The sequence below is a fragment of the Pseudomonas sp. R15(2017) genome (genome assembly GCF_002112685.1).
In the GTDB taxonomy this organism is placed as follows: Bacteria; Pseudomonadota; Gammaproteobacteria; order Pseudomonadales; family Pseudomonadaceae; genus Aquipseudomonas; species Aquipseudomonas glycinae.
Map to the genome: position 1 here is coordinate 355,658 of NZ_NEII01000001.1, position 12,055 is coordinate 367,712.

Consider the following 12,055-nt stretch of genomic DNA (forward strand, 5'->3'; position numbering starts at 1 on the left):
CATCCGACAAAAAAACGGTAGTCATCCAGTCCAAACCGCATTAGTTTTGAGGATTGTCACGAGTCCGAGTCGAGGTGTGCGATGGAGCTTCAAACATGGCTGGCGTTTTTTGCCGCCTGCTGGGTGATCAGTCTTTCTCCGGGTGCCGGCGCCATTGCGTCGATGTCCAGCGGCCTGCAGTACGGTTTCTGGCGCGGTTACTGGAATGCCCTGGGCCTGCAGATCGGCCTGGCTATGCAGATTGCCATTGTGGGCGCCGGCGTCGGCGCGATCCTCACCGCTTCGGCCACAGCGTTTCATGCGATCAAATGGTTCGGTGTTGCCTACCTGGTTTACCTCGCGATCAAGCAGTGGCGCGCACAGCCGATGGACATGAGTGACGACGCGGCGGTCCGGCCGATCGGCAAGCCGCTGGCTCTGGTGTTTCGTGGCTTTCTGGTGAACATCAGCAACCCCAAGGCGCTGGTGTTCATGCTGGCGGTGCTGCCGCAGTTCATCAATCCGCATGCGCCGTTATTTATCCAGTACGTGGTGATCGGTGTGACCATGATCGCGGTCGATCTGATCGTCATGGCCGGCTACACCGGTCTGGCGTCGAAGGTGCTGCGTCTGCTGCGCACACCGACACAGCAGCGACGCATGAACCGCACGTTTGCCGGGCTGTTCATCGGCGCGGCGGCGTTCATGGCGACGTTGCGCAAAGCGGCCGCATAAAGCGTACAGGCACAAAAAAGGCGACCTTCTCAGGTCGCCTTTTTCGTTTCCGGCGGTTGATCAGCGCAGGATTACCGGCGCGGTATCTCGCGGCAGATTGTTGCGTTGCTGCGGCTCACGCGGCTGCTCGTAGCTTCCGCCGCCGAGCTGCATGCTCAGCTGTCCGGCCACGTCTTCGCCCAGCGCCTTCGACACGTCACGCACCACACGCGGGCGGTTGAGCGAGATCCTGATGTCGCGATGGTTCACCAGTTTGGTGTCCTGCGCTTCACCCATCGCCGTGAAGGCCGAAGTGATTTCGAAGGTCTTGGTGTTGATCAGGCTGAAATCGGCCACCAGCGTCAGGCCCAGTACGGCGGAATAGCTGTCGGTGTTCGCCAGCTCGTTCACGTCCTGGGTGAAGTCGATGTCCGACACGGTGCCGAACAGCACGTAGTCGGCACCCTTGAAGTTGCCGGCCTTGATCCGCTTGATCACGTCGTAGACGTCACCCTTGGACGACGCGGTGTACGGCGTGCCCTGCACCAGCTGGAACATACCGGTACGCAGGATTTCACCCTTGATGTCGCCGGTGAATTTACGCAGTTCGGTCTGTTCGATATAGCTGGTGGTGGCTTCGAGCTCGTTGTAGCTCGAAGAACCGCTGGAGCTGTAGTAACCCTCACGGTAATTGTTCTGGGCCGAAACGATGTGGATGTACTGCTCCACACGTTCCTGGTACGCCAGATCCGTCACCGCGACTTTCGGGGCCGCTTGCACGCTGAACGCGCAAGCCAGGGCCATCATGCCAATCCATGTGCGCATCGATTAACGCTCCGTGGTTTTGCGGATCTCTTTCTCGTCCATCCACTCGGCCAGACCGCTTTCAACGTCGATCAGTTGCAGGCTGAATTTGTAGAAGACGTCCTTGTAGTCGCTGCTGCGCTTGACGATCGAGCTGATCGAACCTTCAAGACGGTATTTGGCGGCGATCATGTTGCCAGTCTTGGCCACAGTGCTCTTCTTGTACAGGCCGCTCTGGTTTTGCAGCTTGAGCTGGTCAACCTGGCTCTGCATCGCGGTGTTGTCGCTGGCGAAACGGGCGGTGCCGGACTTCATCAGTTGGGTTTTGATGCTGGTGGTGATTTCGCGGGTGTCGATGTATTCGCTGGTCTTGTTCTTCACGTCGTAGACCTGCACCACAGGACGACCCTGCAGAATGCCGGACTGGGCCAGGGAACGGGTCATCGACTCGGCGATCATCTGCAGGTCGGTGGAACCGAACTCGTTGGTCACGGTTTCAACGGCCTTGGTGTCGCCGTAGCTGATGTTCTTGCTGCCCAGGGTCGGCGAGGTGTTGGCGCAACCGCTGGCCAGCAGGGCGAGGACGGCGATGAAGGAAAAGCGTGCAAACATGGGAATGCTCTCTGAATCGGGAATAGGGTGTCGGGCTTAAGGCGTTTTGAGTTCCAGACGGAAATCCACGGCTTTCGGCGTCGGGGCAATGCCCTGGATGAAGCTGGTCTGGGCGCCGTACATCATCTGGCTTTTCCAGACTTCTTCTTCGGCGATCGGGAAACCTTCCGCGCCGAGCCAGGCGAAGCGGTAGTAGAACGTCTTGTTGCTGTTGAGTGTGTTGCTCAACTGCACGTTGACGGTCATGAAGCCGTTTTCGCGAGCCACGCGCATCGCGCCGACCACGATGTGCTTCTGCGGGCCCATGGCCACGACCTTGCTCGCGGCACTGCCCGGCTCCGGTGGTGGCGGTGTGGCGCAGCCGCTCGCCAAAAGGGCGAGGGCGGCGACGGCGATGAGTTTGAAGCGCATGCAAAGACTCCGTTCTTAAGGTTGTTTGAGGCTGGCCACGGCGGTGGCGCCAGCGCTCGGGGTGACGTGGGCGGCGATGCCGGCAGCGAACACCTGATTGCCGACGGCGCGCAGGGTGATCACCTGATAACGCTGGTCGACGGTGACCTTGACCTGAGAGCCACCGACGGCGCTCGGCAGAGTGACTTGGTGCTCACCTTTCTTCAAGCGCAGACGTACCACTTGTGTGGTGTCCGGCAGGGTACGCCACGTACGGGTATCGGCACCTTCGAGCACAGCTGAAGAAATACCCACCGCCAGACCCGCCAGCGGGTTGGTTTCGTTGATCTTCTTCTGCGCCACACCTTTGGTGATCGCGCGCACGGTGGTGCGCAGGATGATCCCCGGCATGTCATCGCGCAGGGCGCGACGGGACATGGCGGTGGTGCTGTTCAGTGCGGTCAGGTCGACCTGTTGGCCATCGACGCCGATCTGCGCGAACGTCGCGGTGGAGGTGTCAGGCTTGATGATCGGGAACGACAGCGGAGTAATCACTACGTTGTTGGAGATTGGCAGCGGCAACGGCACGCGGATCGAATCGCGGGCCGGCGCCAGACCGCTTTGCACCACGATCAGAATGTCGCTGTCGTCGCTCTTGACCGGCTTGTCGAGATTGACCAGCGCCTGCTCCAGCAGCGGGGTGTTCGGGCGCAACTCGGCAGCCTTGCGGTAGCCCGGCGCAGCGAGGTCTTTCTCGCCCAGGGCTTCATAGACGAAACCGGCCAGGTAATGGCTGAACGCACTCTGGTAGCTGTTTTTCAGACCGACCACTTCCGGTGCGTCGAGGCTGGCCACCGGGTAGCCCTGCAAATCCTTGTATTCGGTCTTGATGCCTTCTTTCTCGGCTTCCTCTTCGCTCTTGAGGTATTCCTTGTCGCGCAGGTCGGCGATCACCGCTTCGCGTTCATGAGTCTTCTTGATCGCGGTGCGGGCGCCGTCGAAATCGTTGACCGCCAGCAGGTTCAGGGCCATCTGCGTGGTCAGCATGACTTTTTCGTAGTCGTAGCCTTCGTAACGGCGCACCTTGTCGTTGACCAGGAAACTGCCGAACTGGGCCAGGTACTTGTCGGTGTCGAGCTTGACCGAGTCTTCCCACTTGCCCACCACCTGGTCGGCGCTGGTCCAGGCATTCTGGCTGCCGGACAGATCGCCCTTGGCGCGCAGCAGTTCACCCTTCTCGAAGTAATAGAGCAGGTCCTTGTCCGGGCCGGTGTTGTTCTTTTCCAGCAGGGTCAGGGCGGCGTCGACGTTGCCGGTAGCCAGTTGCTGGTTGGTCTGGGCCAGTTCGGAATCGTAGTTGCGAAACGCCGAACAGCCGGACAGCAGGGTGACAGCGCTGAGCGCGATCAGAGTGGGAGCGCGGAATGCCATGGGGGTACTTCTTCCATGAGTAGCGACAGCCTCGGGTGCGGGTCGGGCTGCTGGGACCGATCGGCAGTGGCGCTGGCCTCCTGCCAATTCCTCATAAAAAGAGGAGCTTTAATGCCGCAACGCGATAGCGCGGGCGCGGCATTATAAGCGGGCGATGCTGGCTATGTAATAGCTTTTTAATTGCATGGTTTAGTTGGGTGCCATTACTTATCCGGCAATCTGGCATTGCCGATGACGTTGGCGACATCTCTCAGAACTCGCAGGTTGACCAACTGGTGATCGCGGTCGATGCGCAGGATGACCGATGACGCTCCGGGCGCATTGGGTGCATTGAATCGATGATCGCCTTTCTTCAGTCTAATGCGTGCCACCAGTGTCTTGTCGGGGAGCGTGCGCCAGGTTCTGGTATCGGCCTCCTCAAAGGGGTCGTGCTCGGTGACGACCAGCGAGGCCTTGGCCGGATTGCGTTCGTTTTCCTGGGCCTGGGAAATGGCGGCCATGTTGGCGCGGAACATCGCCCGGGAAATGATCGCCGGCATGTCATCGCGCAGCGTACGAAACGCCATGTCGGTGACGCTGTTGATCAAGGTCAGCGGGCGTTTGCGGCCATCCACCAGGATGTGGTCGAACGCCGGTGTGATGGTGTCCGGCACCAGGATGGGAAACGAGATCGGCGCGGTAATGACCAGGTTTTCATTGAGCCGCACCGGGATCGGCACCGTTACCGAGCTGCGGGCCGGCGCCAGACCGCTCTGGACGACGATCAGAACATCGCTTTCATCATCCTTGGCCGGCGGTTTGTCGAGATTGCGCAACGCCTGTTCGAGGAAGGGCGTGTTCGGGCGCAACTCGATCGCCTGGCGATAACCCGGTGCGGCCAGATCCCGTTCACCCAGCGCTTCATAGGTGAATCCGGCCAGGTAATGGCTGAAAGCACTCTGGTAGCCGTTCTTCAGTTCAATCACCGCCGGCGCATCCAGGGTGGTGACGGGATAGCCCTGCAGATCTTTGTATTGCACGACGATGCCTTGAGCTTTGGCCTGTTCCTCGAGCTCTTCATACTGGCGCTCCCGCTGGCGGGCGATCAGTGCTTCACGTTCGTGGGTCTTCTTGATGTCTGCCCGGGCGCCGTCGAAATCACTTTCACCCAATTGGTTGAGGGCCATCTGTGTGGTCAGCATGACTTTTTCGTAGTCATAGCCTTCGTAGCGGCTGAGCTTGTCATTGACCAGCATGGTGCCCATTTCATAGGCAAACCGGTTGAGCAGCTTCATGGGGGCGGAAGGCACGGCTTCTTCACGCTGGAACACCATCCGGTCGGCGCTGCGCCAGGCTTTCTGGCTCTGCGGGCGGGCGTTGGCGAAGCTGAGAATCGAACCCTTCTCGAAGTAGTAGAGCAGGTCCTTGTCTTCCCACGGGTTGTGCCACTCCAGCACATCCAGGGCGCCCTGATAGTCGCCGAGCATCAACCGGTCATTGGTCTGCTGCATTTCCAGATCGTAATTGCGATAAGCCGCGCAGCCGCTCAGTTGCAGGATCGCGCTGATTAATACCGGGAGCAGCAAGCATTGGCGCATGGAGTGCAGCTCTTCCTTGAACAGAGAGGCGATAGGTGACGGATTATAGGGGCGGGCAATGGCCATGTGCCGGGTATTGGAGAGAAAGCTTGAGGGAATCGCGCTCGAAGTGAACAATATGTAACTTCGCATTTCCACTTGAGACTCATTCATGACTGCCGCGTCCCGATTTCTGGCCTGGCTGGTGTTCCCGTTGTGCGCCCTGAGCAGCTTCAATCTGCTGGCCGACACCGTGGAAGGCGCGCCGCAAGCGCTGCACCTGCTCGATTACATCAGCGCCGATTACCCGCCGACGGTAGAGGCAGGCAAAGTCATCGACGACGGCGAGTACCGCGAGCAGCTGGAATTCACCCAGGTGCTGCAAGGGTTGATCGCCGGCCTGCCGGCCAAACCGGAGAAAGCGGCGCTGGAACAAGGCGTCAGTGCCTTGCACACCGCGATCACCGCGAAACAGGACGGTGCAGACGTCGCCCGTCAGGCCCGGCAATTGGGGGCGAAACTGGCGGTGGCTTATGAAGTCAGCCAGGCCCCGATCATCACGCCTGATCCGACCCGTGGTGCGCCGCTCTACGCGCAAAACTGCTCGGTGTGCCACGGCGACGCGGGTGCCGGCGACGGCCCGGCGGGCCTCGGCATGACGCCGGCACCGGCCAATCTGCGCGACGCTGCGCGGATGGATCACCTGAGCCTGTATGCGATCTACAGCACCCTCGGCCAGGGCGTCGAAGGCACTGACATGCCAGCCTTTGCCGATCAATTGGACGACCGTCAGCGCTGGGATCTGGCGACCTATATCGCGCAGTTCAGCGCCGATCCGGCCACGGCCAAATCCGACAAGACCTACAACATCGCCGACCTCGCCCGCCAGACCCCGGCCGAAGTGCAGGCTGCCGAGGGCCCTGAAGCCGCCGCGATCTTCCGTGTGCAACGGGCGCAGCCGCCGCAGGTCAAGCGCGGCCCGGCGCAATTGCTCGACTACACCGCCGCGACCCTGGACAAGAGCCTGGCGGCGTACCGCGCCGGTGAGCACGATCAAGCCTATGACCTGTCGGTTGCGGCTTATCTGGAAGGCTTCGAACTGGTCGAAAGCTCGCTGGACAACGTCGACGCCAACGTGCGCAAGGACACCGAAAAATCCCTGATGGCCTATCGGCAATCGCTGCAGGACGGCTTGCCGGTGGAGCAGGCCGAGCAGCGTCTGGACGCGGCCAAGGCCAAGCTCAAGGAATCTGCCGGCCTGTTGGGCAGCGACGGTCTGAGTTGGTCGCTGAGCTACATCTCCGGTCTGTTGATTCTGCTGCGCGAAGGTCTGGAAGCGATTCTGGTGCTGGCGGCGATCCTCGCGTTCCTGCGCAACACCGGCCAGCAATCGGCGGTGCGCAGCGTCAACGTCGGCTGGGGGCTGGCGTTGCTGGCTGGCCTGGGAACCTGGGCGCTGGCGGCCTATGTGATCGATGTCAGCGGCTCCCAGCGTGAACTGTTGGAAGGCGCCACGGCGCTGTTCGCCAGCGTCATGGTGTTGTGGCTCGGGGTGTGGATGCACGACCGTCGGCACGCGGCAGCCTGGCAGGATTACATCAAGCAGAATCTGGTTGGCGGAGGCGGCCGTTTCGGGTTTGCGATCCTGGCGTTCTTCTCGGTGTACCGCGAACTGTTCGAAGTGATCCTGTTCTACGAAACCCTGTGGCTGCAGGCCGGTCCCGCCGGGCATAACGCGGTACTTGCTGGAGGTGCGACGGCGCTGGTGCTGCTGTTCGGTCTGGCGTGGGTGATCCTGCGCGGCTCGGCGAAACTGCCGCTGGCGCTGTTCTTCAGCATCAACGCGGCGCTGCTCTGCGCGCTGTCGGTGGTGTTTGCCGGTCATGGTGTGAAGGCGTTGCAGGAAGCCGGGATCTTCGGCACCCGGCCGGTGGCGTTCTTCGATTTCGACTGGCTGGGGATTCATGCCGATGCCTACTCGCTGACGGCGCAGGCCGTGGCGATTGCGGCGATCATCGTGCTGTATGGCCGCAGTTGGGTGGCTGAAAAGCGCCGAGTGGCGGCTTGAGATGATGCGCGTATGGATCGATGCCGACGCCTGCCCGAAGATGGCCAAGGAACTGGTGGTCAAGTTCGCCCTCAAGCGTCGCTTCGAAGTGGTGCTGGTGGCGGGGCAACCGCAAAGCAAACCGGCGCTGGCGATCGTCAAGCTGATCGTGGTGCCGAGCGGCCCGGATGCGGCGGATGATTATCTGGTGGAACACGCGGTGCCGGGCGAGCTGGTGATCTGCAGCGACATCCCGCTGGCCGACCGGCTGGTGAAGAAGGGCGTTGCAGCGCTGGACCCGCGAGGCAAGGAGTTCGACGCGCAGAACATGGGGGAGCGGCTGGCGACACGCAATCTGTTCACCGACCTGCGTGAACAGGGCCAGGTCACTGGCGGCCCGGCACCGTTCGGTGACCGCGAAAAGCAGGCGTTCGCCAATGCGCTGGACCGGATCCTCACCAGGCTCACCCGCAAAACCTGAACATTGATCGTTCCCACGTCGAGGCGTCGAACCGTCTGCGTGGGAATGCCTCTCGGGACGCTCCGCGTCCCAGCCTCACCGCCGATGCAAGGCAGACGCGGAGCTCCAAGGCTGCATTCCCACGCGGAGCGTGGGAACGATCGCTATCGCCGGTCAGGCGTCGTTTTCGTGGGTCAGCTCAAGCACCCGATCCACCAGCTTGTTGATCCCCGAAGCCGCCTCGCTGATCGTCTGCGCCAGCATGTACGCCGGGGTGGTCACCAGTTTGCGCGCCTTGTCTTCGACGATATCGGTCACCGCGCAGTCTTCATGGGTGGCGCCCATCTTGTTCATGGCGGCGGCCGTGTCGGCATCGTTGCCGATGGTGCAGGTCACGCCCGGGCCGTAGATCTTCGCGGCCAGTGCCGGCGAGATGCAGATCAGGCCAACAGGCTTGCCCGCTTCGGCAAAGGCTTCGGCCAGCGCCAGCACTTGCGGCTGCACGCTGCAGCCGGCGCCTTCGATGGCGAAGTTCGACAGGTTCTTCGCCGCACCGAAACCGCCAGGCACGATCAGCGCATCGAAGTCCTCGACATCGGCCTCGCGCAGATCCTTGACGTTGCCCCGGGCGATGCGCGCCGATTCCACCAGCACGTTGCGCGACTCGGGCATTTCCTCACCGGTCAGGTGATTGATCACATGCAATTGCGCGATGTTCGGGGCGAAGCACTGTACCTGGGCGCCGCGCTGGTCGAGGCGCAACAGGGTGATGACGCTCTCGTGGATCTCGGCGCCGTCGTAAACGCCGCAACCGGACAGGATCACTGCAACTTTTTTGCTCATGGGTTTCTCTCCAGATTCATGGCGCTAAATGTCCTCTAATTTGTCGTTCGTTGCCATAGGATCAAGCCGCGGCTACACCTAGGATCTGTGCTACAGACTCCGGCCAGGGCGCGTCATGAACTTCATCCTGTATGCGGTACCGTTTTTCTTCGTATTGATTGCGGTGGAGCTCATCGCCGACCGTTGGCGCGGGGTGAGCAACTATCGCCTGGCCGATGCGGTGAACAGCATCAGCACCGGGGTGTTGTCGACCACCACCGGCCTGTTGACCAAGGGCGTGGGCCTGGTGACCTATGGGTTTGCCCTGGAGCATCTGGCGCTGTTCAGCTTGCCTGCGGACAGCGTCTGGGTCTGGGTGTTTGCCTTTGTCTTCTATGACTTCTGCTATTACTGGCTGCATCGCATGGGTCATGAACGGAACATCCTCTGGGCGGCGCATTCGGTGCATCACCAGAGCGAGGACTACAACCTTTCCACGGCCTTGCGCCAGACCAGCACCGGGTTTCTGCTGAGCTGGATCTTCTACCTGCCGATGGCCGTGTTCGGGGTGCCTTTGCTGGTGTTCGTCAGCGTTGCGGCGCTGAATCTGCTGTATCAGTTCTGGGTCCATACCCGGCACATTCCCAAGCTCGGCTGGTTCGAGTGGTGCTTCGTCACGCCGTCCAATCATCGGGCCCACCATGCACAGAACGCTCTCTACATGGATCGCAACTACGGCGGGGTGTTCATTATTTGGGACCGTCTGTTCGGCTCGTTCCAGGAAGAGGACGACAACGAGCCGGTGATTTTCGGCGTGACCACGCCGCTGGCGAGCTGGAACCCGCTGTGGGCCAACCTGCAGTTCTACGCACAACTGTGGGACGATGCGCGCCGTGCCGAGCATGTTTGGGACAAGATCCGCATCTGGTTCATGCGCACCGGCTGGCGTCCGGCAGACGTCGCGGCAAAGTACCCGATGTGCAAACCGGACCTGAGTCAGTTCCGCAAATTCGAAGTGCCGCTGAACAGCCGTCAGCAGTGGTACGTGGGGTTGCAGTTTGGCGTCTATGTGGCGCTGGGCAGTTATCTGATGAATCTGGAACACAGTCTGCCCACCGGAGCATTGGTACTCGGCTGGGGCGCGGTGGCGTTCGGTTTGTTCGTGTTGGGCGTGGCCTTGGAGAATCGACCGTGGGCGGGCAAACTGGAAGTATTGCGGCTGGCATCGAACCTGCCGCTGGCGTGGCTGGCGCCGCTGGTCGGGCTGTGGCCGGCCAGCCCGGGGATATGGGTCGGTCTGCTCTGTTACAGCCTGCTCAGCGGCATCGGACTGTATGGCTGTCGCCAGCGGCTTACTCGGCTGGCGTCTTAGGATCGGCGGCGTTGGTCATTTCGGTTTTGTGCCGTTCGGCCTTGGCCAGCAGCTCGGCCTGTTCTTCCTCGTAAACCTTTTTCGCCAGCCGGGCATTCTTGAACCGGCGGCGCAGCCACAGGCCCAGGCCGAGTATCAACAGCGCGCCCAGTACCCACAACTCATACTTCTTGATGCTGCCGAGCATGCCTTCGAGCACGGCGCCGAAGTGGTAGGCGGCAGCAGCCAGGGCGGTGGCCCAGATCGCGGCGCCGATACCGTTGAGCAGCAGATAACGTCCCGGCGGATAGCCCGAGAGGCCGATCGCCACCGGCATCACCGTGCGCAGGCCGTACACGAAGCGAAAGCTCAAGACCCAGATGTCCGGGTGCTTGCGGATGTGTTCCAGCGCGCGGTCGCCCATCATCTGCCAGCGCGGTTTGCGCGCCAGCAATTTGCGTCCGTGCTTGCGGCCCAGGAAGTACCACAGCTGATCGCCGGCGTAGCTGCCGAAGAACGCCACGACCACCACCAGTTTGATGTCCATGTATTCACGGAACGCGAGGAAGCCCGCGAGCACCAGGATGGTTTCGCCTTCGAAAAACGTCCCGAGAAACAGGGCAAAGTAGCCGAAGTCATGCAGAAATTGTTGGAGCATTGTCTGGGTGCTGGCGAAATGAACGCGCAGCCTAACCCTTCGGACACATTCAGGAAAGTGTCGAAATGTGTCTCGACGTGAACATTTCCTACACGGACAATGGAAAGCGACTACCTGTCGCAGGGGTGCACATAACTGTCATACGACCGTCATAATGGCCATCTATAACTGTCACGCTCGCCCGTTTGCGCGGGCTCAGGAGTCTGCCGTGAGCTTTACCCCAGCCAACCGTCTGTTCCCTGCCACCCGCCCGCGTCGCAATCGCCGTGATGATTTTTCCCGGCGGCTGGTGCGTGAGAATGTGTTGACGGTCGATGACCTGATCCTGCCAGTGTTCGTGCTCGACGGTGAAAATCGCCGCGAAGCTGTGGCTTCGATGCCGGGTGTCGAGCGCCTGACCATCGATCTGCTGCTTGAAGAAGCCGCCAAATGGGTCGAGCTGGGAATTCCGGCGCTGGCGCTGTTCCCGGTCACCCCGCCTGAACTCAAATCCCTCGATGCCGCCGAAGCCTGGAATCCCGAAGGTATCGCCCAGCGCGCCACTCGTGCGCTGCGTGACCGATTCCCCGAACTGGGCGTGATCACCGACGTCGCCCTCGACCCGTTCACCACACACGGTCAGGACGGCATTCTCGATGAAGAAGGCTATGTGCAGAACGACATCACCGTCGATGCACTGGTCAAACAAGCCTTGTCCCACGCTGCTGCGGGCGCCCAGGTGGTTGCCCCGTCGGACATGATGGACGGCCGCATCCAGGCGATCCGCGAAGCGCTGGAGCTGGCCGGTCACGTCAACGTGCGGATCATGGCCTACTCGGCCAAATACGCCAGCGCCTATTACGGCCCGTTCCGCGATGCCGTGGGTTCGGCGGCGAACCTGGGCAAGGCGAACAAGGCCTCCTATCAGATGGACCCGGCCAACAGCGACGAAGCGCTGCACGAAGTGGGTGCGGACTTGTCTGAAGGCGCGGACATGGTCATGGTCAAACCCGGCATGCCGTACCTGGACATTTTGTTCCGGGTAAAAGATGCCTTCAAAGTGCCGACCTTCGTCTATCAGGTCAGCGGCGAATACGCCATGCACATGGCGGCGATCCAGAATGGCTGGTTGAGCGAAGGCGTGATCCTCGAATCCCTGACCGCCTTTAAACGTGCCGGCGCTGATGGCATCCTGACTTACTTTGCTGTCCGTGCCGCTCAATTGTTACGAGAGCAGAAATAGCCCTCCCAG

General features: G+C 61.2%; 12 protein-coding genes. 5 read left to right on the forward strand and 7 right to left on the reverse strand.

Annotation, left to right across the window (positions count from 1 at the left end; genetic code table 11):
- Positions 1-81 precede the first annotated feature (81 nt).
- On the forward strand, positions 82-714 hold the full coding sequence (locus CAF77_RS01680; RefSeq protein WP_064379910.1) for a LysE family transporter: 633 nt from the start codon (positions 82-84) through the stop codon (positions 712-714).
- Positions 715-774: 60 nt separating this feature from the next.
- Here CAF77_RS01680 and CAF77_RS01685 read toward each other — a convergent pair whose 3' ends face one another.
- The 5 genes from CAF77_RS01685 to CAF77_RS01705 form a co-directional block, all read right to left on the reverse strand.
- On the reverse strand, positions 775-1,518 hold the full coding sequence (locus CAF77_RS01685; protein ID WP_064379912.1) for a hypothetical protein: 744 nt from the start codon (positions 1,516-1,518) through the stop codon (positions 775-777).
- A 3-nt stretch (positions 1,519-1,521) separates the two neighbouring features.
- A complete protein-coding gene (lpoB, locus tag CAF77_RS01690) occupies positions 1,522-2,109 on the reverse strand; it encodes a penicillin-binding protein activator LpoB (protein WP_007951848.1) in 588 nt (195 codons plus the stop codon).
- Between the two features lie 36 nt (positions 2,110-2,145).
- The gene (locus CAF77_RS01695; protein WP_064379914.1) at positions 2,146-2,520 is read right to left on the reverse strand and encodes a YcfL family protein; all 375 of its coding nucleotides are present in this window, start codon (positions 2,518-2,520) and stop codon (positions 2,146-2,148) included.
- 15 nt (positions 2,521-2,535) lie between these two features.
- Positions 2,536-3,930 (reverse strand): COG3014 family protein, encoded by a 1,395-nt coding sequence (locus CAF77_RS01700; protein ID WP_064379916.1) that lies wholly within the window; start codon positions 3,928-3,930, stop codon positions 2,536-2,538.
- Positions 3,931-4,133: 203 nt separating this feature from the next.
- Complete coding sequence (locus tag CAF77_RS01705) at positions 4,134-5,507, reverse strand: COG3014 family protein (RefSeq protein WP_085653947.1); 1,374 nt, start codon at positions 5,505-5,507, stop codon at positions 4,134-4,136.
- Positions 5,508-5,658: 151 nt separating this feature from the next.
- Between CAF77_RS01705 and CAF77_RS01710 the strand changes: the two genes are divergently transcribed.
- Positions 5,659-7,554: an FTR1 family protein gene (locus CAF77_RS01710; protein WP_085653948.1), complete on the forward strand. Its 1,896-nt coding sequence runs from the start codon at positions 5,659-5,661 to the stop codon at positions 7,552-7,554.
- Between the two features lie 4 nt (positions 7,555-7,558).
- Entirely contained in the window at positions 7,559-8,014 is a 456-nt protein-coding gene (locus tag CAF77_RS01715; protein WP_085654031.1) for a YaiI/YqxD family protein, read from the forward strand.
- Between the two features lie 153 nt (positions 8,015-8,167).
- On the opposite strand, the gene elbB is transcribed toward CAF77_RS01715, so the two are convergent.
- Positions 8,168-8,836, reverse strand: coding sequence for an isoprenoid biosynthesis glyoxalase ElbB (gene elbB, locus CAF77_RS01720; RefSeq protein WP_064379922.1), 669 nt, complete (start codon positions 8,834-8,836; stop codon positions 8,168-8,170).
- A gap of 115 nt (positions 8,837-8,951) precedes the next feature.
- On the opposite strand from elbB, the gene CAF77_RS01725 reads away from it, so the two are divergent.
- The gene (locus tag CAF77_RS01725) at positions 8,952-10,187 is read left to right on the forward strand and encodes a sterol desaturase family protein (RefSeq protein ID WP_085653949.1); all 1,236 of its coding nucleotides are present in this window, start codon (positions 8,952-8,954) and stop codon (positions 10,185-10,187) included.
- On the opposite strand, the gene CAF77_RS01730 is transcribed toward CAF77_RS01725, so the two are convergent.
- Positions 10,168-10,824, reverse strand: coding sequence for a DedA family protein (locus CAF77_RS01730; RefSeq protein ID WP_064379925.1), 657 nt, complete (start codon positions 10,822-10,824; stop codon positions 10,168-10,170). The genes CAF77_RS01725 and CAF77_RS01730 overlap by 20 nt on opposite strands.
- Positions 10,825-11,032: 208 nt before the next feature.
- On the opposite strand from CAF77_RS01730, the gene hemB reads away from it, so the two are divergent.
- Entirely contained in the window at positions 11,033-12,046 is a 1,014-nt protein-coding gene (hemB, locus tag CAF77_RS01735) for a porphobilinogen synthase (protein WP_085653950.1), read from the forward strand.
- The last annotated feature ends 9 nt before the right edge of the window (positions 12,047-12,055 follow it).

What these genes read in the sequence shown, in the direction of transcription:
- CAF77_RS01680 (WP_064379910.1), top strand. Translation starts at nt 82, where the DNA reads ATGGAGCTTCAAACATGGCTGGCGTTTTTTGCCGCCTGCTGGGTGATC.
- CAF77_RS01685 (WP_064379912.1), bottom strand. Translation starts at nt 1,518, where the DNA reads ATGCGCACATGGATTGGCATGATGGCCCTGGCTTGCGCGTTCAGCGTG.
- lpoB (WP_007951848.1), bottom strand. Translation starts at nt 2,109, where the DNA reads ATGTTTGCACGCTTTTCCTTCATCGCCGTCCTCGCCCTGCTGGCCAGC.
- CAF77_RS01695 (WP_064379914.1), bottom strand. Translation starts at nt 2,520, where the DNA reads ATGCGCTTCAAACTCATCGCCGTCGCCGCCCTCGCCCTTTTGGCGAGC.
- CAF77_RS01700 (WP_064379916.1), bottom strand. Translation starts at nt 3,930, where the DNA reads ATGGCATTCCGCGCTCCCACTCTGATCGCGCTCAGCGCTGTCACCCTG.
- CAF77_RS01705 (WP_085653947.1), bottom strand. Translation starts at nt 5,507, where the DNA reads ATGCGCCAATGCTTGCTGCTCCCGGTATTAATCAGCGCGATCCTGCAA.
- CAF77_RS01710 (WP_085653948.1), top strand. Translation starts at nt 5,659, where the DNA reads ATGACTGCCGCGTCCCGATTTCTGGCCTGGCTGGTGTTCCCGTTGTGC.
- CAF77_RS01715 (WP_085654031.1), top strand. Translation starts at nt 7,559, where the DNA reads ATGCGCGTATGGATCGATGCCGACGCCTGCCCGAAGATGGCCAAGGAA.
- elbB (WP_064379922.1), bottom strand. Translation starts at nt 8,836, where the DNA reads ATGAGCAAAAAAGTTGCAGTGATCCTGTCCGGTTGCGGCGTTTACGAC.
- CAF77_RS01725 (WP_085653949.1), top strand. Translation starts at nt 8,952, where the DNA reads ATGAACTTCATCCTGTATGCGGTACCGTTTTTCTTCGTATTGATTGCG.
- CAF77_RS01730 (WP_064379925.1), bottom strand. Translation starts at nt 10,824, where the DNA reads ATGCTCCAACAATTTCTGCATGACTTCGGCTACTTTGCCCTGTTTCTC.